The organism is Achromobacter sp. AONIH1, from assembly GCF_002902905.1.
Taxonomy (GTDB): Bacteria; Pseudomonadota; Gammaproteobacteria; order Burkholderiales; family Burkholderiaceae_B; genus Achromobacter.
Genome location: NZ_CP026124.1, coordinates 4,876,389 through 4,897,120, shown reverse-complemented (window position 1 = coordinate 4,897,120; position 20,732 = coordinate 4,876,389). Strand labels below are relative to the sequence as shown.

Sequence of the window (20,732 nt, the reverse complement as noted above, 5' to 3'; positions counted from 1 at the left end):
GGGCCATGGACATGCAGGCGAATGCATCCGCCGGGCCCGGCCCGGCGCGGGAGGCGGCGCCCCTGGCGGCGCAGATACGGGCCCGCGGCCTGAACGTGGATTTCGACACCCGCGCCGGTTGCGTGCGGGTGTTGAGCGACATCGACATCGAGATCGCGAAGGGCTCGTTCACCTCCATCATCGGCCCTTCGGGCTGCGGCAAGAGCACGCTGCTGAAGGTGTTCGCCGGACTGGTGCCGCCGACCGGCGGCGAGGTCTCGGTGGCCGGCGTGCCGCCGGGCGAGGCGGTGCGGCAGCGGCGCGTGGGCATGGTGTTCCAGGAAGCGGCGCTGATGCCCTGGAAGACCGCGCTGGAGAACGTCTGTTCGCTGATGGCGCTGGTGGACGCGGTGCCGCGCGAGCGGCAACGCGACCGCGCGCTGGAACTGCTGCGCCTGGTCGGCCTGGAGTACGCGGCCGACCGGTATCCGGCGCAGCTGTCCGGCGGCATGCGCCAGCGCGTATCGATCGCACGGGCACTGGCGCTGGATCCCGAGGTGCTGATGATGGACGAGCCCTTCGGCGCGCTGGACGCCATCACGCGCGAGCACATGAGCGACTTCCTGCTCGATATCTGGCGGCGCACCGGCAAGACGGTGGTGTTCGTCACGCACTCCATCGACGAGGCGGTCTACCTGTCCGACAGCGTCTACGTCATGGCCACCAATCCGGCGCGCATCGTGCAGAAGCTGGATATCGGCCTGCCGCAGCCCAAGAACGAGGCGACGTTTTCCAGCCCGATGTTCCACCAGAAGTCTTTCCAGTTGCGGCAGCTGCTCAAGGCAGGGCATGCGCCGGGGAGCGGAAAATGAGCATGAGCACGACCTTGAAAGAACCCGCCGCGCCCGCGCGGCCCGCGTCCGGCCGGCTGCGCCAGGCCTGGCGCGCCGCCTTGCCCAGCCTCGCGCTGGTGCTGCTGATCGTGGCGCTGTGGGAGGCGGCGGTCCGGCTGCTGCAGGTGTCGGCCTTCGTGGTGCCGGCGCCGTCGGCCATCGTCGCCGTGCTGTTCGAGCGCCAGGACGAGCTGTTCCAGGCCAGCCTGGTCACGGGCGCGGAAATCCTCTACGGCTTTCTGTGTTCCTGCGTGGTGGGGATCACGCTGGCGCTGCTGGTGGACCGATACGCCTGGTTCGGCCGCGCCAGCTATCCGCTCATCGTGCTGTTTCAGAACGTGCCGAAGATCGCGCTGGCGCCGCTGCTGATCCTGTGGTTCGGCTATGACCTGCTGCCCAAGATCGCCCTGATCGTCATCATGGCCTTCTTCCCGGTCACGCTGAACATGCTGGTGGGCCTGCGCTCGGCCGACGCCAACCTGATGTCGCTGCTGCAGTCCATCGGCGCGACGCCGGGCCAGATCATGGCGCGCGTGAAGATCCCGTCCTCGCTGCCGGCCCTGATGGCGGGCATGAAGGTCGCGATCACCCTGAGCGTGATCGGCGCGATCGTCGGCGAATTCGTCGGCGCCTCGGCCGGGCTGGGCTACATGATCCAGTTCGCCTCCAGCCAGATGGATACGGCGCTGGTGTTCGCCGCGCTGGTGCAGATATCCGTCCTGGGCGTCTTCTTCTATTACCTGATCGAGCTGGCCGAGCTGCGGTTCCTGGGCTGGGCGGCGCGCTGAAGCATCGACAATCAACAAGGGGAAAATCATGATCAAGCGTAGCAAGCTGTGCGGCCTGCTGGGCGCGCTGGCCCTGGCCGGCGCGGTCCAGGCCCAGGCCCAGACCCAGACCAAGGATGCCGTCACCGTGCAGCTGGACTGGGTGGTGCGCGGCAACCATGCGCCGTTCTTCGTGGCGCGCGACAAGGGCTATTTCGCCGAGCAGGGCATCGACGCCGGTACGATCCGCAAGGGCACCGGCTCCACCGACGCGCTGCGGCTGGTGGCCAACGGCAACGCCGACTTCGGCTTCTCGGACCTGCCCACGCTGATGGTGGGCAGGTCGCAGGGCATCGCCAACACGGCGCTGGTGGCGGTCAACCAGAAGACGCCGCTGGCCATCATCTCGGTGAAGAAGAACTTCGACCTCAAGTCCGTGCAGCAGCTCAAGGGCGCCAATATCGGCGTGCATCCGGCCGGGTCCACCTACATCTTCCTGAAGGCGGCGCTGGCCAAGAACGGCATTTCGCTCAACGACATCAAGCAGTCCACGGTGTCGCCGCCTTATGAGAACTTCCTGCTGCTCAACCGCGTGAACGCGGTGCCGGGCTATATCGACGCCGAAGTGCCCGAGCTGGAGCACAAGGCCGGCGGCCCCGGCTCGCTGTCGGTGCTGCACGGCGCGGATCTGGGCATCCAGAGCTATGGCTCGGGCATGTTCACGGCCGACAAGACCATCGCCGAGCGGCCGGACCTGGTGCGCCGCTTCGTGGCCGCCTATATGAAGGGCTACGCCGACGTGATCCAGGATCCGGGCGCCGCGGCCGACTCGCTGATCAGGAACAACCCGGAATACAAGGGCAAGAAGGAGATGCTGGTGGCGCAGCTTCAGGCCGACCTGGACTACACCTTCTTCAGCGCCCATACCCGCGAGCACGGGCTGGGCTGGATCGATCCGGCGCAGTGGCGGGCCACCGCCACGCTCTATAAGGAACAGGGCGCGCTGGCGGCCAGCTTCGATGACAGCAAGGGCTTCGATACCCGCTTCCTGCAACAGGCCGGCCCGGTCAAACGCTGAGGAACCCAGGCATGAATCCGAAGACGCACGACACGGCCAGCGGCCCGGTGGCCTTGCCGGCCCAGGCCGGCCTGTACTACGGCGGCGCCTGGCACGCGCCACAGTCCGACCGCTGGATGGAGGTCCGCGCGCCGGGCACGGGCGAGCTGCTGATGCGCGTGGCCGAGGCCGGCCGCGAGGATGTGGCCCGGGCCGCGCGCGCCGCGCGGGAAGGCCATTCCATCTGGCGCCGCACGGCGCCGCTGGCGCGCGCGGCGGTGCTGCGCCGCGTCGCCCAGCGGCTGCGCGACAATGCCGCCCAGCTGGCCCTGCTGGACGCGCTGGACTGCGGCAATCCGGTGAGCGAGATGGGCTCGGACGTCATGGTGGCCGCCGCGCTGCTGGACTTCTTCGCCGGGCTGGTGACGGAGCTGAAGGGCGACACCATCCCGATGGGGCCGGACGCCCTGAACTACACCGAGCGCGAGCCGCTGGGCGTGGTCGCGCGCATCGTGGCGTTCAATCATCCGCTGCTGTTCGCCATGGGCAAGCTGGCCGCGCCGCTGGCGGCGGGCAACGCCGTCATCATCAAGCCGCCGGCGCAGGCGCCGCTGTCTGCGCTGCGCTGCGCCGAGCTGATCGGCGACCTGCTGCCGCCGGGCGTGCTGGCGATCCTGCCGGGCGGCGGCGAGGCCGGCGCCGCGCTGGCCGAGAGCCCCGACGTGGACATGATCGGGCTGGTCGGCAGCATCGCCACGGGCCGCAAGGTCATGCAGGCGGCCGCCGGCCGCATCAAGCCGGTGGCGCTGGAGCTGGGCGGCAAGAATCCCTTCGTGGCCTGCGCCGACGTCGATCCGGCGCAGGCGGCGCGCGCCATCGTCGACGGCATGAACTTCACTTGGTGCGGCCAGTCCTGCGGCTCGACCAGCCGCGCCTTCGTCCACCGCGACATCTACGACGAGGTCTGCCGCCATGTGGTCCAGGCTTGCGGCGCCTACGTGCCCGGCGATCCGACCGATCCGGCCACCACGATGGGCGCGATGATCAGCGCCGAGCACCGCGACCGCGTCAAGCGCGTCATCGACGAGGCCAGCGGCGGCCGGCTGCTGCATGGCGGCGCCATTCCGACCCGTGGCGTGCCGGCGGGCGGCCATTATCTGGAGCCCACCGTGTATGCCGATGTGCCCGCCGATTCGGCGCTGGCGCGCGAGGAACTGTTCGGGCCGGTGCTGGCGCTGATGCCCTGGCACGACGAGACGGCGATGCTGGACCAGATCCGGGGCCTGGACGTGGGCCTGACGGCGGCCATCTGGACGGCGGACCTGTCGCGGGCGCACCGGCTGGCGCGCGAGATCGACGCCGGCTTTGTCTGGATCAACGAGGTGGGCAAGCATTTCCTGGGCGCGCCCTACGGCGGCGTGCGGCAGTCGGGCATCGGCCGCGACGAGTGCTTTGGCGAGATGCTGTCCTTCACGCGGGAGAAGAATGTGCACGTGAATTTCCGGCAGGTGGCCAGGACATGAGCGCGGAGTACGACTACATCATCGTCGGCGCCGGTTCGGCCGGCTGCGTGCTGGCCAACCGCCTGAGCGCGCAGGCGGACTGCCGCGTGCTGGTGCTGGAGGCCGGCCCCTGGGATCGCGATCCGCTGATCCACGTGCCGCTGGGCTGGGGCAAGATCCTGCAGAAGCGGTTGCACGACTGGGGCTACGACGCCGAGCCGGCCGAGCACGCCGACGGCCGCGCGATCGAGTGCGCGCGCGGCAAGGTGGTGGGCGGCAGCTCGTCCACCAATGCCATGGCCTTCGTGCGCGGCCATCCGGGCGACTTCGCCCGCTGGGCGCGCGACTATGGCCTGGATGAATGGCGCTTCGAGGATACCCTGCCGTATTTCCGCCGGCTGGAGGACTGGGAGGACGGCGCGGGCGCCGAGCGCGGCGGCGGCGGCCCCCTGCGCGTGCAGCGCTGCCGCTACCAGGATCCGCTGCTCGACGCCTTCGCGACGGCGGCCGGGCAGGCGGGCCATCCCTGGCTGGAGGACTACAATGCGCGGCCCGCCGGCGGCTTCTCGCGCTTGCAGATGTCGATCCGCCAGGGACGGCGCTGCAGCGCCGCGACCGCCTATCTGCGGCCGGCGCTGCGGCGGCCGAACCTGCGCGTGGAGACCGGCGCGCATGTGCTGGGCCTGGGTTTCGACGGAGATCGCGCCACGGGGCTGCGCTATCTGCGCGGCGGCCGGCAGCAGACGGCGCGGGCGCGGCGCGAGGTCATCCTCGCCGCCGGCGCGATCAACACGCCAGCCATCCTGATGCATTCGGGCATCGGGCCGGCGCGAGTGCTGGAACAGGCCGGCCTGTCGGTGCGGCTGGACCGTCCCGGCGTGGGCGCCAATCTGCAGGACCACATCTCGGTCATCGTGACGGCGCGGCGGCGCGCGCCCGGTCCCTTCGTGCGCGAGCTGCGGCTGGACCGCATCGGCCGCTCGATGGTGCGCGCCTACCTGGGCGGCGAAGGTTTCGCCGGCGACGTGCCGGGCGGGGTGGTGGGCTTCGTGCAGCCCGAGGGCATGGACACGCCCGACCTGCAATTCCTGCTGACGGCGGCGCCGTTCACGGCCCGGCCCTGGCTCAAGCCCTGGCGCCAGCCGTTCCAGGACGGCTTCGCCGTGCGCACCGTCCTGCTGCATCCGCGCAGCCGGGGCCGCATCACGGTGGCGGGCGCGGATCCGCTGGCCGCGCCGCGCATCGACCAGAACTTCCTGGCCTGCCAGGAAGACCGGGAGCGGGTGCGCGATTCGGTGCGCATCGCGCGCGACCTGATGCGTCAGCCGGCGCTGGGTGATTTCGTGCTCGACGAGCTGGCGCCCGGGCAGGGCGTCGAAGACGACCCGGCGCTGGACGCATTCATCCGCCGCACGGCCATCACCGTGCACCACCCGGGCGGCACCTGTCGCATGGGCGCGGAGCGCGATCCGATGGCGGTGGTGGACGGGCGCATGCGCTGCCTGGGCGTGCCGGGGCTGCGCATCGTCGATGCGTCGGTCATGCCCGACCTGACCTCGGGCAATATCAACGCGCCCGTGCTGATGCTGGCCGAGCGCGCCGCCGACTGGATCCGCGCATCATGATGCGGCTGTCCCTGAGCCGGCACCGCTGCGTCAGCCTGCTGCCGCTGGCGGCGGGCGCGGTGCGCAGGCTGGACGATTTCTTCGCCGTGGACTGCCTGGACGCCGACGAGTGCCTGCCGGCGGACACGGCGGCGCTGATTGTCCGCTCATGCATGCTGGCCGGACTGCGCCAGAACGGCCTGCCGGCCAGCGTGCGCTCGGTGACGGTCGTCGGGGGAGCGGTGTCGGCGGACTTCCTGGACCATATGTGCGCGCGGCGCGTGCTGGTCACCTGCCCGGGCGTGGACGACGCCGCCTGCGAGGACCAGGCCATGGAGGTCTGCCACGATGTGATGGCGGCCTTCGGCTTCGGTCGGCTGGGCGCGCGGCCGCGCAACGTGGTCAACGACGTGCTGCTGTGCGACTGCTGCTAGGAGGGGCGGCAGCCCGTTCGCGCGGCGGCGCGGGCTGGCTCGCGCACTAGCGCCGATTGTCGCGCGCGGTGCAGATCTGGTGCAGGCAGGCGCGTAGCCAGCGGTGCGCCGGGTCGGCGTCCATGCGCGGATGCCACAGCATGGATACCGTGAACGCCGGCAGTTCCACCGGCAGCGCGAAGCGGCGCATGTCCGCGAGCAGCGCTGCGCAAAATTTCTCCGGCACGGTGGCGATCAGATCGCTGTCGCGGGCCAGCGCCAGCGCCTCGGCGTAGCCGCCGACGTAGGCGGCGATGCGGCGGCTCAGGCCTTGCGCCGCCAGCGCCTCGTCCACCGGCCCACGTTCGAGTCCGCGGCGCGTGGCCATGACGTGCGCCCCCGAGGCGTAGCGGGCGGCGCTGACCTTGCCGCGCGCCAGCGCATGCCCGGCGCGCACCACGCCGACATGGCGGTCGCGGAACAGCGCGCGCGTGTACAGCTCCGGGCCGGCGGTGTCGCCGACCACGCCGATGTCCAGGTCGATCTCGCCGTCGCGCAGCGGATCGCTGAGCTTGTTCGTCTTGGGCACGAAGCGCAGCCGCGCATCCGGCGCTTCCTCGGCCAGCCGGGCCAGCAGGCGCGCGCCGAAGGCTTCGACGAAACCGTTCTGGGCACGCAGCGTGAACACGCGCTCCAGCCGCGCCAGGTCGGGCAGCTCGGCCGGACGCAGCACCGCTTCGGCGTCGCGCACCAGCTGGCCGACTTGCGCGCGCAGCGCCAGCGCGCGCGGCGTGGGCACCAGGCCGCGGCCGGCGCGCACCAGCAGGGGATCGCCTGTGGTTTCGCGCAGGCGCGCCAGCGCGCGGCTCATGGCCGAGGGGCTCAGGCGCAAGCGCCGGGCGGCGCGCGCCACGCTGCCTTCGGCCAGCAGCACGTCCAGCGTGATCAGCAGATTGAAGTCGGGGGAGGACATGCGGCGACCATATCACGGGGCGTCGAACAGGTAGCGTTCCGTACACGAATAAAGTGCAAATGCTGCGTCTTCCGCCAGCATTGCCGCGCTCCTATCCTGACGGTCGATCCGTGCCCGCCGTCGCGGCGGCGCGCCTTTCTTTTCTTCCCCCCGCAGGATAGACCGTGAAGCTTGCTCCATTGACCCAAGATCCATCGACGCCGGCTGCTGGCGCCGCCGCCGCGCTTGATTCCGATTCGCCGCGCGCGCCCGCGCCGCAAGCCGCGCCGGCCAGGCGCGCGCCGCCGGCGGCCGTCTTCGCCGGCCTGGCGCTGTCCTCGCTGCTGGCCGCGCTGGGCACCAGCATCGCCAACGTCGGGCTGCCGGCGCTGGGACGCGCCTATGACGCCTCGTTCCAGCAGGCGCAATGGGTCGTGCTGGCCTATCTGCTGGCCATGACCTCGCTGGTCGTCAGCCTGGGTCGGCTGGGCGACCTGCTCGGACGCCGCCGGCTGAAGCTGGCGGGCATCGCCTGCTTCATCGCGGCGTCGGCCGCCTGCGCGGCCGCGCCGTCGCTGGCCTGGCTGGCCGTGGCGCGGGCCGCGCAGGGCCTGGGCGCGGCGGCGATGATGGCCTTGTCGCTGGCCTTCGCGGCCGAACTGGCGGGCAAGGACCGCGCGGGCCGCGTCATGGGCATGCTGGGCGCCATGTCGGCGGCCGGCACGGCGCTGGGGCCGTCGCTGGGCGGCCTGCTGCTGGAAGCCTATGGCTGGCGCGCCTTGTTCCTGGCGCTGCTGCCGCCGGGCGCGCTGGCGCTGGGCCTGGCCTGGCGCTACCTGCCGGCCGGCGGCGCGCCCGCGAACCGGCCGCGTTTCGACGGCCTGGGCACGGTCCTGCTGGCGGCGACCTTGCTGGCTTATGCGCTGGCGATGACGCTGGGACGCGGCCATGCCGGCTGGCTCAATCTGGGGCTGCTGGGACTGGCTGGGGCGGGCGCGTGGCTGTTCTTCCGGGCCGAGGCGCGCGTGGCCGCGCCGTTGATCCAGCCGGGGCTGCTGCGCGAGTCCGCGCTGCGGCTGGGCTGCGCGGCCAATGCGCTGGTGTCCACGGTGATGATGGCGACGCTGGTGGTCGGCCCGTTCTATCTGGCCGGCGCGCTGGGCCTGGATGCCGGCGGCGCCGGCCTGGCGATGTCGGCCGGGCCGGTGGCGGCGGCCCTGGCCGGCATGCCCGCCGGCCGCCTGGCGGATCGCCACGGCGCGGGCCGCATGGCCTTGCTGGGACTGGCCGCGATGGCGGCGGGCTGCGCCCTGCTGGCGCTGGCGCCGGCGGCGCTGGGCGTGGCCGGCTATATCGCGCCGCTGCTGGTGCTGACGGCGGGCTACGCGCTGTTCCAGGCGGCCAATGGCGCGGCGGTGATGGCGGCCGCGCCGGCCGGGCATCGTGGCGTGGTGTCCGGGCTGCTGACCCTGTCGCGCAACCTGGGACTGGTCACCGGCGCGTCGGCGATGGGGGCGGTGTTCGCCTGGGGCGCGGGCGCGCAGGATTTGCTGGCGGCGCCGCCGCAGGCGCTGGCTGCCGGCATGCGCGCGACCTTCCTGGCGGGCGCGGGCCTGTCCGTGGCGGCCCTGCTGGCCGTGGCCTGGCGCCGCGCCTGAGGCGGAGTCAGGCGCGGGCGCGCAGTGCCTTCTTGTCGACCTTGTTGGCGCTGGTGCAGGGCAGCGCGTCCAGGATCTCGATCACCGCCGGCACCTTGTAGCGCGCCAGGTTGGCCTGGCAATGCGCCAGCAGCGCCGCCTCGTCCGCGCTGGCGTCGGGCCGCAGCACCACGAAGGCGCGGATGAGCTCGCCCCGGTAGCTGTCCGGCCAGCCCACGGCGGCGGCTTGCGCCACGTCCGCGTGCAGGTACAGGACTTCATCGACCTCGCGCGGATAGACGTTGTAGCCGCCGACGATCACCAGGTCCTTCTTGCGGTCGCGGATGTACAGGAAGCCATCCTCGGCGAATTCGCCGATGTCGCCGGTGTAGAGCCAGCCGTCGCGCAGCGATTCGGCGGTGGCCTCGGGGCGCGCCAGATAGCCTTGCATGATCTGCGGGCCGCGCGCGCGGATCTCGCCGCGCTGGCCGGCGAGCAGGGGTTTCGCGCCGGTCTCCAGGTCCACGACTTCGACCTCGGTGCCGGGCACGGGCCGGCCCACCGAGCCGGCGCGGCTGCCTTGCGGGCCGTTGTAGGTCAGGATGGGGCCGGCCTCGGTCTGGCCATAGCCTTCATAGATTGGCGCGCCCACCGCGGCCTCCCAGCGCCGCAGCGTTTCCTCGGCCAGTGGCGCGGAGCCCGAATAGCAGACGCGCACGCTGGACCAGTCGGTCTGCGCGAAGCGCGCATGCGCCATCAGGCCGGCATAGATCGTCGGGCTGCCGGGGAACAGCGTGACGCGCTCGCGCGCCACGGCGTCGAACACATCGTCGGGCCGGTAGCGCGGCAGCACCACCAGCGTGGCGGCGGCGCTGGCCGCCAGGAACAGCCCCATCGCCATGCCGTAGGAATGGAACAGCGGCATGGCGCAGAGCACCGTCTCGGCGCCGTGGCGCGTGGGCAGCACGGCTTCGCGCTGGAACACATTGGTGGCGATGGCGGCCCGGCTCAGGATGACGCCTTTGGGCTGGCCAGTGGTGCCGCCGGTGTATTGCAGCAGCGCCGGCGCGTCCGCGTCGCCGGCCGGCGCGGCCGCCGGCGTTTCGTCGGATGGAATCGTCCAGGCGCGCGCCGCCGCGCCATCGAGCAGGCGGATGCCTTGCGCGGCGGCCAGCGGCGCGGCCAGGGCGGACGAGGCCTCGTCGGCGATCAGCAGCTCGGGTTGGGCGTCGCGCAGGATGAAATCCAGTTCGCGCGCGGTATAGAGCGGATTGAGCGGCACGTGCTGGCAGCCGGCCATTTGCAATGCCAGCGTCAGCACGCAGGCCAGGTCGGAGTTGCCTAGCAGGGTGGCCACGCGCGCGCCCGGCGGCAGCGCCTGTCGCAGGCGTCGCGCCGCCGCGCGCACCTCGGCCGCGTAGCGGCGGTAGTCGATGCGGCGTTCGCCGCAGACCAGGGCCGTGCGGTCGGGCCAGTCGGCGGCGGCGCGCTCCAGCAGTTCCGGGATCAGCGCGATGCGCGCGGGCAGGACGCCGTTCATGGCCGGCCTCCGGCCGCGTCCACGCGCAGCGCCACCGCCATCGCGCTGTCGCCGGCGGCGCAGCCGGTGAACAGGCCCAGCCCGCCGCCGCGCTGCGCCAGTTCCTCGATCAGCTCGATGACCGAGCGCAGGCCGGTCGGCGCCTGCGGATGGCCCCAGACCAGCGAGCAGCCGTAGTTGTTCATCTCCATGACGTCCAGGCCGGTGGCGCGGGCCAGCGCGATGTCGGACACCACGAAGGGGTTGTGGGTCTTGACCGCGTGCAGGTCGGCGGGCTTGAGCCCGGCCCGGTCCAGCGCGCGCCGGGCGGCCTCGATGGGGGCCTGCGGCATGTAGCCGGTTTCCGTGCGCGACTGGCCGAAGGCCAGCACCTCGACGCCGATCTCGGGCCGGCGCGACAGTTCGCGCGCGCGCGCCGCCGTGGTCATCAGCATGCCGGCGTTGCCGTCCGCCGGATGGGTCTGGCCGCCATAGGTGATGCTGCCGTCCGGCAGCACCGGCGTCAGCCGCGCCAGGCCCTCGGCGGTGGTGGCGTGGATGCCCTCGTCGCCCTGCAGCGTGCCCACGGTCTTGGCGAAGGCGGCATCGGGCAGCTCGAAGGGCAGGGTCATGTAGCGGCGCTGGAACGCGCGCTCGTCGGCGCAGGCCTGCGCGTATTGCTCGTAGCGGCGCAGGGTGACGGCGTTCTGTTCGGCCGTGGAGATGCCGTGGCGCCGCGCCACGCGCTCGCCGGTCTGCAACATGGCCAGCCCGCTCCAGGGATCCTTGGAAAAGTTGTCCAGCACCCAGTTCTCATGCACGCCCGAGCCGCCCGGCCCGGCGGGGTCGGGATGGTAGAGCTGCGGCCCGTTGGAGACCCGGTCGGCCATCAGCACCAGCGCGGTCGAGGCCTGGCCCAGCATGATGTCGGCGGCCGCCGTGGCCATGCCGCGCACGGACGTGGCGCAGGCCTGCGCGACCACCGGGCCGGCCAGATGGGGGGCGCCCATCATGCCGGCCACCCAGGGCAGGCCGTAGAAGGCGCCTTGCTGGGGCACCGAATAGCCGAGCACGGCGGCGTCCAGCCCGGCGGGATCGATGCCACGCCGCGCCAGTTCGCGGGCCGCGGTCCAGGCGGCCAGGCGCAGGCTGTGCAGCCGCGACAGGCTGCCCTGCCAGCGGGCGAAAGGGGTGCTCCAGTACACGCCATAGGGAATATGGACGCCAGTCATGCGGACTCCTGCGTTGCGAGGGTGGGGCGGGTCAGGGCAGGAAATGCCAGGCGCCGGAACGGGCCTGCATCAGCACGACGCCGCGCTCGTCCAGGCCGTTGTGGTTGGCGGGCGACATGCTGTAGATGCCCTGCGTGCCGACGACGCCGTTCAGGCCTTCCAGGGCGTCGCGCAGCGCCTGCCGGAAGGCCGGGGTGCCGGGTTGCACGTCGGCGGGCACCTTGGCCACGGCGGCGTCCAGCAGCAGGTACGCGTCGTAGGTATAGGGCGCGAAGGCGTTGCGCGAATCGGCGCCGTTGGCCGCTTCGTACTGCTGCGCGTAGCGCATGGCCACCGGCTTGATGGGGCTGTCGGCGGGCAGCTGCTCCACCACCTGCACCGGGCCGCTGGGCACGATCACGCCATCCACGCCCTTGCCGCCGAGCTTGAGGAAGTCGCGGTTGATCACGCCGTGGGTGTTGTACTGCACGCCGCCGTAGCCGCGCTCGCGCAGCGACAGGTGTGGCAACGCGCCGGGCGTGCCCGAGCCGCCGACCAGCACCGCGTCGGGATTCATCGAGGTGATCTTGAGTATCTGGGCGGTGACGGAATTGTCGGTGCGTGCATAGCGCTCATTGCTCAGCACCTTGATGCCGCGCTTGGCGGCGGCGTCCTGCAAGGCGCGGTAGACGGCGTCGCCCCAGGCATCCGAGAAGCCGATGTAGGCCACCGTCTTGACGTTGCGCCGCGCCATGTCGGCGGTCAGCGACTCGACCATGAGGTCGATGCCGTGGGCGATCACGAAGATCCAGGCGGCGCGGTCGGGGTTGACGGTGATGGGCGCCAGCGACAGCTGCGGCGTCCGCGCCTCGCGGGCCACTTCCGTCACGGCCAGCGAGGTCGGCACGTTGCTGGGCCCGATGATGGCGTCGACCTTGTTCTCGGTCACCAGCTTGCGCGCGGTGCGCACGGCGGCCGACGGATCGGTCGCGTCGTCCAGCGCGATGTACTCCACGGCGCGGCCGCCCAGCGTCTTGGGCAGCAGGGGCACGGTGCTGCGGTACAGCGAGCCCATCGAGGCGCCCGGCCCGGTGCTGCTGGCGATGACGCCGATGCGGATGTCGGCCAGGGCGGCGCCCGGCGCGAGCGCGCAGGCCAGCGCCAGCGCGGCGATACGACGATACATGGCAATTCCCCTTGTTGATGCGTTCATTGTCGGTGGCTGCGGCCGCAGCGGATCGCCATCGGCCGCGGACGCGGCAAGGCGCCCCGCACAAGCCCTAGTATGGCCATGCACCCGATAACTGGATAATTGCATTTCATGATCAATCGATAACCGGATGGCGCAGGACCGACCATGTCGCAGATTCCCACCTTGCAGCAGCTGCGCTCGCGTCTGCGCATCCGCCATCTGGTGTTGCTGGACGAGCTGGGCCGCAGCCTGAACATGCATCGCGCGGCCGAGGCCATGCACCTGAGCCAGCCGGCGCTGAGCAAGCTGCTGGCCGAGGCCGAGGAACTGGCCGGGCAGACGCTGTTCGAGCGCTCGCACCACGGCGTGACGCCGACGCCGCTGGGCCTGATGATGATCGGCCGCGCGCGGCTGCTGCTCAACGAGCTGGACGCGACCCACGCCGAGCTGACGGCGGCGGCCAGCGGCGCGTCGGGCAAGGTGCGCGTGGGCGTGTTTCCGGTGGTGGCCCATCTGCTGGCGCCCCTGACCGTGGAGCGCCTGCAGGCCTCGCATCCGGATCTGCGGATCGAACTGCGCGAAGGGCTGGAGCAGCAGCTGCTGCCCGCCCTGCGCGCGGGTGAGCTGGATTGCATCGTCGGGCGGCTGGTGGTGGAGGGCGCGGACGCCGACCTGCAATGCGAGATCCTGTACGAAGAGGCCACCGCGGCGGTCTGCGGCCCCTCGCATCCGCTGGCGACCCGCAGCCGGCTGGGCGGCGCCGAGCTGGACCGCTACCGCTGGGTGCTGCCGTCGCGCAACGCCGCGCTTTACAGCCTGGTGGCCAGCGCCGTCGCGGCGCGCGGCGCGGGCTTTCCGCAGGTCGCGGTGGAATCGGGCGCCATTCTCACCATCGTGTCGCTGTTGCAGCGCACGCCGCTGTTGTCGGCCATGCCGCTGCGGGTGGCGCGCTCGCTGGCCGCGCGCGGCCAGCTGGCGATCCTGCCGCTGGCCTTGCAGGCCAAGCTGCATCCGGTGGGCATCATGACGCGGCGCCAGGCGCGCGCCGCGGCCGCGACCGAACTTTTTCTACAGACGCTGCGCGCGGCGGCGCAAGTGGTGCGCGATGAGGCGCCGCTCGGCTAGCGGCCTCAGGCGTCGGCGCCGTCGCGCAGATGCCGCAGCAGTAGCGCGGCCGAGGCCGACAGGGGCCGTTCGGCGCTGGCGGCGATCAGCAGCTGGCGCTCGGCCCAGCTTTCCTCCAGCCGCAAGGCCGTCAAGCCCCACGGCCCCAGCCGCCGCTCGCAGGCGCCCAGCGGCAATACGCCGATGCCCAGCCCGGCGGCGATCATCTCGCACATGGCGTCGAAGCTGCGCACCTGGATGCGCAGGCGCAGCGGCAGGCCGGCGTCCTGCGCCGCGCGCGCGAGGGTGTCCAGCAGCGAGCTGCCCCGGTTCAGGCCGACGAAGTCATAGGCCAGGCAGCGCCTGAAATCGGTGACGTCGCGCGCGGCCAGCGCATGGTCCGCCGGCGCCACCACCACCAGCCGGTCGCGGCGAAAAGGCATCAGGTCCAGGCCGCGCCCGGGCACGCCGGCGGCGCAGATGCCCAGGTCGGCCAGGCCGTCCTGCACCGCGCGGGCGATGTCGCCGCTCAGCTGTTCCTCGACCTCCACGCGCGTGCCGGGGCTGCGCGCCATGAAGTCGGCCAGCGTCGCCGGCAGGAACTGCACCAGTGCGGACATATTGGCCCACAGCCGCACATGACCGCGCGCGCCGCTGGCATGCTCGCTGAGTTCGTTGCTGAAGAGTTCAAAGCCCTGGAACAGGCGCGCCGCGTGCTGCAGCGCCAGGCGGCCGGCGGCGGTCAGGACCACGCCCCGCGCGCTGCGTTCGAGCAGCTGCGCGCCGGCGGCGGCCTCGAAATCCGACAGGCGCCGGCTGGCCGCCGACAGGGCCAGGTGGCAGTGGCGCGCGCCCTGGGTGATGCTGCCGCTCTGCGCCACGGCGCAGAACAGACGCAGGGTCACGAAGTCCACGCGCGCGGGGTTGATCAGGTCCTGGGGCATGCGGCAGTGTAGCAGCGGGCGGGGGAGCAGCGTTCGCATTTTGCGAAGGCAATATGCCGGGCCGGCAATTCCCATATGGGGCGAGCGCGGTATAGAGTCCCTGGTATTCGCAAAACAGGGAAGCCCGGACCATCCGGGCGGAGCGCGCCATGATCGACCACCTGGACCATCTGGTCCTGACCACCACCGATGAACAAGCCTGCGTGGACTTCTACGTGGGCCTGCTTGGCATGAAGCTGGAAACCTTCGGCCAGGGCCGCAAGGCCTTCGTGTTCGGCCAGCAGAAAATCAACCTGCATGTGAAGGGCAGCGAGTTCGAGCCCAAGGCGCATCTGCCGGTGCCGGGCGCGCTGGACCTGTGCTTCATCTGCGCCGTGCCGCTGGACGAGGTGATCGCGCGCGTGCAGGCGAGCGGGGCGCGGATCGTGGAAGGGCCGGTGCCGCGCACGGGCGCCCGCTATCCGATCCGTTCCATCTATCTGCGGGATCCGGACCTGAACCTGATCGAATTGTCGGAGCGCGCGCCGGCCTGAACTCGGCCGTCACGCGTTACAGCGGATGGACGTAGCGCCGCGCCCGGGCGCGAATGCCGGCGATCTCGTCGTCTTCCACGCCGGAAAGCGTCCAGCCCTGGCGTTCGTAGAACGCGATGGCGCGCGTGTTGCCCTCCAGCGCGTACAGGTGGATCTGGCGGGCGCCGCGCGCACGCGCCCAGTCCAGCGCGCGCCGCATCAGCAGCTTGCCGGCGCCGGTTCCCTGCCAGGGCGCCAGCACGTGCAGGTTGTCCAGCAGCACGCCCCAGGGTGAATCCGGATCATCCTTGACGCAGACGAAGCCGATGGGCCGGCCATCCAGTTCGGCGATGAAGATCGCCTGCGCGCCTTGTTCGGGGCCGGCGATCTTGTGCTGCCAGTGGACCAGGCGGTCCTGCACGACCTCCTGGTCCAGGAAGCCGTCGGGCAGCAGTCCGCGATAGGTCCTGGCCCAGCTGTCGGCGTGCATGGCGGCGATCAGGTCGGCGTCGCGCGCATCGGCCTGGCGCAAGATCGGCGAGTCGGACATGGAATTCCTGGCGTGGGGCGCGCCGGCGGGAGAGGCGGCGCGCGTTTGACAAGGGGGCGGCGCAGCGGGCAAGCTTACACCCATGATGCCGCGCCGGTTCGTTCCCGCTTCGATTATTCCCGCCATTGCGACCTTGGCGGGCTAGCGCGCATCCATCCCTCGTGCAAGCAACCCGCCGCAAGGCGGGTTTCGCGTTTCATGGGCCCGTCTTCCGGTTTATTCCACTCAAGGAGTGTCCATGACAGACCCGCAATCGCAACCGTCCGCGCCCATGCTGCATTTCCTGTGCGGCAAGATCGGCGCCGGCAAATCCACGCTGGCCGCCGCGCTCGCCAGCCAGCCCGGCGCGCTGCGGATCAGCGAGGACGACTGGCTGGCGGCGCTGTACCCCGGCGAGATCCACGGCCTGGATGACTACGTGCGCTGCGCCGGCCGGCTGCGCGCGGTCGTCGCGCCGCATGTGCGGGCGCTGCTGGACGCGGGTCTGACCGTGGTGCTGGACTTTCCCGCCAACACGCGGCGCAGCCGTGCATGGCTGCGCGAGCTGGCGGCGGCGTCGGGGCGCGCGCACCGGCTGCATTTCCTGGATGTGCCGGACGAGGTCTGCAAGGCGCGCCTGCGCGCGCGCAACGAATCCGGCCTGCATCCGTACACGACCAGCGAGGAACAGTACGACGCCATCACGTCATACTTCGCGGCGCCCGAGGACGATGAAGGCTTCGTGGTGCAGCGACACGGCTGGACGGCGTAGCGCGGGGCGCGCCGCCGGCGTTCAGGACAGCGGCCATTTTCAGGACCTTGGCCACTGATAGCGCGTCGCCTGTTTGGCCAGGAAGCGTCCGACGGCCTCGCGGTGGTAGGGCGACGAGCGCGCCACGCCCTGTCCCGAGGCTTCCAGCTCCATCATGGTGTGCAGGTCGCTGTTCAGCGAGGCGTTCAGGCCGCGCTTGGTGGTGGACAGCGCGCCGGCCGGCAGCCCGGCCATGGCGAGCGCGATCTGGCGCGCATGCGCGTCGATGCGTTCCGGCGGCAGGATGTCGAGCACGATGCCCATGTCGCGCGCTTCTTCGGCATTGAATTCCCGGGCCGAGTACGCCAGTTCCTTGGCGCGCTGCAAGCCGACGATGCGGGGCAGGGTGTAGAGCGTGCCGCAGTCCGGGATCGCGCCCAGGCGCAGGAAGGACAGGCAGAAGCGCGCGCGCGGCGTGGCCAGCACCAGGTCGGCGGTCAGCGCCAGGCCCAGGCCGGCGCCGTAGGCGGCGCCGTCGACCTTGGCGATGACCGGCCGGTCCAGCGTGATCAGGGCCTCGACGGTGAACAGCAGCCGGACCATGCGTTCGCGCGCATGCTCGGCGGACGGATCGGCGTCCATGGTGCCGATGTCGCCGCCGGCGCAGAACGCGCCGCCCGCACCGCCCAGGATCACGACCCGCACCTCGCGGTCGCGCCGGATCGCGTCCACGGCATGGGCCAGTTCTTCGCGCATCACCATGTCCAGCGCGTTGCGTTGCGCGGGTCGGTTGAGCGTGATCGTGGCGACTCCGTCCTCGCACGTATGCAGCAGGGTTTGATAGGGCTGGGTGATGGTGGGCATGGCTGCGTCTCCGGGTGGCGGGTTCAGGCGATGGCGCCGCGTTCGCGCAGGGCCTGGATGTCGGACGGCGACCAGCCCAGGCCGGACAGCAGTTCCTCGGTGTGCTGGCCGGGCTGCGGAATCGGCCGCGCCTGCCCAGGCGTGCGCGACAGCCGGGGCGCAGGCGCCGGGTGGCGGATGCCGTCGGTCTCGACGAAGCTGGCGCGCGCGCGGTGTTGCGGATGGTCCGGGGCTTCCTCGAAATCGAGCACCGGGGCGAAGCAGGCGTCGCTGCCTTCGAGCAGCGCGCACCATTCGTCGCGGGTCTTGCCGGCGATGAGCGTCGCCAGCCTGGCCCGCAGCGCGGGCCACTGGGCGCGGTCCCACTGCCGCTGGAATTCCGGGTCGTCGATGCCGCAGCGTTCCAGCAGCAGGCGGTAGAACTGCGGCTCGATCGCGCCGATCGACACATATTTGCCGTCGGCGCAGGCATAGCAGCCGTAGAAGTGCGCGCCGCCGTCCAGCATGTTGGCTTGCCGGCGGTTGACCCAGTCGCCGTCGCGCAGCTTGCCGTGATAGGTGGTGGCCAGCAGCGAGGCGCCGTCGCAGATCGCCGCGTCCACCACCTGGCCCTGGCCGCTGCGGCCGGCCTCCAGCAGGGCGCACAACAGGCCGAAGGCCAGCATCATCGCGCCGCCGCCCATGTCGCCGACCAGGTGCAGCGGCGGGGCGGGCGGCCGGTCGGCCTCGCCCATGGCGTGCAGCGCGCCGGTGAGGGCGATGTAGTTCAGGTCATGGCCGGCGGCCTGGGCCAGCGGCCCGTCCTGGCCCCAGCCCGTCATGCGGCCATAGACCAGCCGGCGATTGCGCGCCAGGCAGACGTCCGGCCCCAGGCCCAGCCGTTCCATCACGCCCGGCCGGAATCCCTCGATCAGCGCGTCGGCGCCGTCCAGCAGCCGCAGCACCACGTCGACGGCGCCGGGCTGCTTGAGATCCAGCGCGATGCTGCGCCGACCCCGATCCACCACGGTGCCACCGCCGCCCAGGAACCCCGGCGTCAGCCGATCGACCCGGATCACATCCGCGCCCATGTCCGCCAGCATCATCGCGCAGAACGGCCCCGGGCCGATCCCCGCCATCTCCACGATAGTGAAACCACTCAAAGGACCCGCCATCCACCCTCTCCCAAAGACTGCCAGTCCAACCGCCGCCAAGCCACAGCACCAAACCACAGCACCAAACCACAGCGCCAAACCAAAGCGCCACAGCACCACAGCCACCCACCAAGCCGCCGCCCCCCAATCGGGATGCCGCGGATCCGGCTCAGCCGGTCCGCAGGCATGCCCCTGGGGGAAGGCGCGCAGCGCCTCGGGGGGGCCCCCTACCTTTCGAAGAATTCCGCCCGAGCCTCCAGCGCGACCTTGACGTACTGCTCCATATTGGCGTCCATCCGATGCGTCGGGCCGACGATGGACAGGGCCGTCAGCTGGCCGCCCACGCGGCCGGCGATGCCGATGGCCGAGACGCCCTCGTTGCCCTCGTCGCGGCTGGTGAAGTACTGCTTCTCGCGCTGCGCCTCGATCTGCGCGCGCAGCGTGGCGGCGTCGGCGATGCTGCTGGCGGTCACGTGCTCGAACTGCATGGTGTCGATGAGGGCGTTGCGTTCGGCCTCGCCCATCTCGCCCAGCAGCGCCTTGCCCAGCGCGGCCACGTGCAGCGCGAAGGTGGTGCCGGGTTGCACCACGTAGCGCAGCGCGCGCGGGCTTTCCTGGCTGGCGTAGATCTTCACCTTGTTGCCGTCGAGCAGGCCGCACATCGATGATTCTCCCGACTGGCGCGTCAGGATCTCCAGCGCCTCGCCGGCGAAGGCCTGCAGCGGATCGGCCGCCGCGATGCCCTGGGCCACGTCGAGCAGCCGTCCGGTGGGATGGAAATAGCGCGACTTGGGCGTGCGCAGCAGATAGCCGGCCTGGCGCAGCGTGTACAGCAGGTCGGAGCAACTGCTGTCGGCCAGGTCCAGCATGCGAGCCATTTCGGAATTCGTCAGCGGGCGGCGTTCGCGGGCATAGACTTCGAAGACTTGCAGGACGCGTTGGGCGGTCGGAATGATTTGAGGCATGGGGCGGGACGGTGGGTGTTGGAACCGGCCGCGAGGCCGGCGCTAGCGATCATTTCAGCGCGGACAGGCCCAGGACGCCTTGCGCCATCAACAGGGACTGGATCTGGTTGGTGCCTTCGGCGATGCTCAGGTGGCGGGCGTCGCGGTAATGGCGCTCGACCGGGAACAGCGTGGTGTAGCCGGCGCCGCCATGCACCTGCATGGCGGTCTCGGCCACGCGCAGCACGGCGTCGGTGGCGTGGCGCTTGGCCATGGAGCACAGCAGCTGGCTGTCCGCCGCGTCGCGGTCCAGCGCGTCGGCGGCGCGATAGCACAGCAGGCGCGAGGTCTCGACCAGCGTCATCATGTCGGCGATCATCTGCTGCACCAGCTGGAAGCCGCCGATGGGCCGTCCGAACTGGACCCGTTCGCCGGCGTATTTTACCGCCGCGTCATAGGCGGCCTGGGCGATGCCCAGGGCAGAGAAGGCCACCACGCAGCGGCCGATATTGAGGTATTTCTTGGCCAGGGCGAAGCCCTTGCCTTCGGTGCCGACCAGGTGCGAGGCGGGGATGTCCACGTCCTCGAACAGCAGTTCGCCCAATGGACAGCTCAGCATGCCCATCTTGGGGATCGGGCTGGACGAAAAGCCGGCCATGCCGCGCTCGAACAGCAGGCAGGACACGCCTTGCGCGCCGTCACGGCGCCGCGTCCGTACGAACACCACGCCCAGCTCGCAGACCGGCCCCAGGCTGATATAGAGCTTGCGGCCGTTGACGCGCCAGCCGGTGGCGGTCTCGTCGGCGCGGGTTTCGATATTGGCCGCGTCCGAGCCGATGTTGGGCTCGCTCAGCGCGAAGCTGGCGATGGCTTCGCCGGACAGGATGCGCGGCAGGTACTTTTCCTTGAGTTCGGGCGAGCCGCCATCGGTCAGCACCGAAGCGGCCAGGTTGCTGGTGCTGACGATGCTGCGCAGGGCGGGCCAGACGCGCGCCACCTCGGCGATCAGCATGCCGTAGGTCGTGGCCGGCAGGCCGTAGCCGCCGTCCCGTTCCGGCAGCATGCCGCCCAGCAGGCCGAAGTCGCGCATGGCGCGCAGCATTTCCTGCGGCACCATGCGGCCCTCGGCCTCGTAGCGGTCGACGATGGGCGCGACTTCCGCGTTCAGGTAGCGGCGCAGCGAATCCAGCAATTCGGTCTGGGTGGAATCCAGCGAGAAGTCCAT

At 71.2% G+C, this 20,732-nt stretch carries 20 protein-coding genes; 10 read left to right on the top strand and 10 right to left on the bottom strand.

The features are described 5' to 3' along the window. The first annotated feature begins 5 nt into the window (after window positions 1-5). From C2U31_RS22465 to C2U31_RS22440, 6 genes are read left to right on the top strand one after another with little or no spacing between them, the layout of a single operon-like run. Complete coding sequence (locus tag C2U31_RS22465; RefSeq protein ID WP_233772468.1) at window positions 6-851, top strand: ABC transporter ATP-binding protein; 846 nt, start codon at window positions 6-8, stop codon at window positions 849-851. Window positions 852-853: 2 nt separating this feature from the next. Then, window positions 854-1,660: an ABC transporter permease gene (locus tag C2U31_RS22460; protein WP_233772467.1), complete on the top strand. Its 807-nt coding sequence runs from the start codon at window positions 854-856 to the stop codon at window positions 1,658-1,660. 28 nt (window positions 1,661-1,688) lie between these two features. Further along, window positions 1,689-2,717, top strand: coding sequence for an ABC transporter substrate-binding protein (locus C2U31_RS22455; RefSeq protein ID WP_103274809.1), 1,029 nt, complete (start codon window positions 1,689-1,691; stop codon window positions 2,715-2,717). Window positions 2,718-2,728: 11 nt separating this feature from the next. After that, a complete protein-coding gene (locus C2U31_RS22450; RefSeq protein WP_103274808.1) occupies window positions 2,729-4,219 on the top strand; it encodes an aldehyde dehydrogenase family protein in 1,491 nt (496 codons plus the stop codon). Continuing rightward, on the top strand, window positions 4,216-5,823 hold the full coding sequence (locus C2U31_RS22445; RefSeq protein ID WP_103274807.1) for a GMC family oxidoreductase: 1,608 nt from the start codon (window positions 4,216-4,218) through the stop codon (window positions 5,821-5,823). Before C2U31_RS22450 ends, C2U31_RS22445 begins: the two co-directional genes overlap by 4 nt. Beyond that, complete coding sequence (locus C2U31_RS22440) at window positions 5,820-6,236, top strand: hypothetical protein (RefSeq protein ID WP_103274806.1); 417 nt, start codon at window positions 5,820-5,822, stop codon at window positions 6,234-6,236. Before C2U31_RS22445 ends, C2U31_RS22440 begins: the two co-directional genes overlap by 4 nt. Window positions 6,237-6,282: 46 nt before the next feature. On the opposite strand, the gene C2U31_RS22435 is transcribed toward C2U31_RS22440, so the two are convergent. Beyond that, a complete protein-coding gene (locus C2U31_RS22435; RefSeq protein ID WP_103274805.1) occupies window positions 6,283-7,188 on the bottom strand; it encodes a LysR family transcriptional regulator in 906 nt (301 codons plus the stop codon). A gap of 164 nt (window positions 7,189-7,352) precedes the next feature. On the opposite strand from C2U31_RS22435, the gene C2U31_RS22430 reads away from it, so the two are divergent. Then, window positions 7,353-8,825: an MFS transporter gene (locus C2U31_RS22430; RefSeq protein ID WP_233772466.1), complete on the top strand. Its 1,473-nt coding sequence runs from the start codon at window positions 7,353-7,355 to the stop codon at window positions 8,823-8,825. Window positions 8,826-8,832: 7 nt separating this feature from the next. Here the strand turns inward: C2U31_RS22430 and C2U31_RS22425 are convergent, their stop codons facing one another. The 3 genes from C2U31_RS22425 to C2U31_RS22415 are packed head-to-tail and all read right to left on the bottom strand — an operon-like array spanning window position 8,833 to window position 12,720. Then, window positions 8,833-10,344: an AMP-binding protein gene (locus C2U31_RS22425; RefSeq protein ID WP_103274804.1), complete on the bottom strand. Its 1,512-nt coding sequence runs from the start codon at window positions 10,342-10,344 to the stop codon at window positions 8,833-8,835. Next, complete coding sequence (locus C2U31_RS22420; protein WP_103274803.1) at window positions 10,341-11,555, bottom strand: thiolase family protein; 1,215 nt, start codon at window positions 11,553-11,555, stop codon at window positions 10,341-10,343. The genes C2U31_RS22425 and C2U31_RS22420 overlap by 4 nt, the downstream gene beginning before the upstream one ends. 31 nt (window positions 11,556-11,586) lie before the next feature. Then, window positions 11,587-12,720: an ABC transporter substrate-binding protein gene (locus C2U31_RS22415; protein ID WP_103274802.1), complete on the bottom strand. Its 1,134-nt coding sequence runs from the start codon at window positions 12,718-12,720 to the stop codon at window positions 11,587-11,589. A 171-nt stretch (window positions 12,721-12,891) separates the two neighbouring features. On the opposite strand from C2U31_RS22415, the gene C2U31_RS22410 reads away from it, so the two are divergent. After that, complete coding sequence (locus tag C2U31_RS22410) at window positions 12,892-13,851, top strand: LysR substrate-binding domain-containing protein (protein ID WP_103274801.1); 960 nt, start codon at window positions 12,892-12,894, stop codon at window positions 13,849-13,851. Window positions 13,852-13,856: 5 nt separating this feature from the next. Here the strand turns inward: C2U31_RS22410 and C2U31_RS22405 are convergent, their stop codons facing one another. Continuing rightward, window positions 13,857-14,774 (bottom strand): LysR substrate-binding domain-containing protein, encoded by a 918-nt coding sequence (locus tag C2U31_RS22405; protein WP_103274800.1) that lies wholly within the window; start codon window positions 14,772-14,774, stop codon window positions 13,857-13,859. A gap of 149 nt (window positions 14,775-14,923) precedes the next feature. Here C2U31_RS22405 and C2U31_RS22400 point away from each other — a divergent pair, with 149 nt between their 5' ends. Then, window positions 14,924-15,307 carry a VOC family protein gene (locus tag C2U31_RS22400; protein WP_103274799.1) on the top strand — a complete coding sequence of 128 codons (384 nt, stop codon included), beginning with the start codon at window positions 14,924-14,926 and terminating at the stop codon, window positions 15,305-15,307. Window positions 15,308-15,323: 16 nt separating this feature from the next. Here C2U31_RS22400 and C2U31_RS22395 read toward each other — a convergent pair whose 3' ends face one another. Then, window positions 15,324-15,836 carry a GNAT family N-acetyltransferase gene (locus C2U31_RS22395; protein WP_103274798.1) on the bottom strand — a complete coding sequence of 171 codons (513 nt, stop codon included), beginning with the start codon at window positions 15,834-15,836 and terminating at the stop codon, window positions 15,324-15,326. 238 nt (window positions 15,837-16,074) lie between these two features. On the opposite strand from C2U31_RS22395, the gene C2U31_RS22390 reads away from it, so the two are divergent. Then, entirely contained in the window at window positions 16,075-16,587 is a 513-nt protein-coding gene (locus tag C2U31_RS22390) for an ATP-binding protein (protein ID WP_103274797.1), read from the top strand. Between the two features lie 39 nt (window positions 16,588-16,626). Here C2U31_RS22390 and C2U31_RS22385 read toward each other — a convergent pair whose 3' ends face one another. From C2U31_RS22385 to C2U31_RS22370, 4 genes are all read right to left on the bottom strand, one after another. After that, window positions 16,627-17,430 (bottom strand): enoyl-CoA hydratase/isomerase family protein, encoded by an 804-nt coding sequence (locus C2U31_RS22385; protein ID WP_103274796.1) that lies wholly within the window; start codon window positions 17,428-17,430, stop codon window positions 16,627-16,629. A gap of 23 nt (window positions 17,431-17,453) precedes the next feature. Further along, the gene (locus C2U31_RS22380) at window positions 17,454-18,584 is read right to left on the bottom strand and encodes a CaiB/BaiF CoA-transferase family protein (RefSeq protein WP_103274795.1); all 1,131 of its coding nucleotides are present in this window, start codon (window positions 18,582-18,584) and stop codon (window positions 17,454-17,456) included. 206 nt (window positions 18,585-18,790) lie between these two features. Beyond that, window positions 18,791-19,528 (bottom strand): IclR family transcriptional regulator, encoded by a 738-nt coding sequence (locus tag C2U31_RS22375; protein WP_103274794.1) that lies wholly within the window; start codon window positions 19,526-19,528, stop codon window positions 18,791-18,793. Between the two features lie 49 nt (window positions 19,529-19,577). Continuing rightward, complete coding sequence (locus C2U31_RS22370) at window positions 19,578-20,732, bottom strand: acyl-CoA dehydrogenase family protein (RefSeq protein ID WP_103274793.1); 1,155 nt, start codon at window positions 20,730-20,732, stop codon at window positions 19,578-19,580.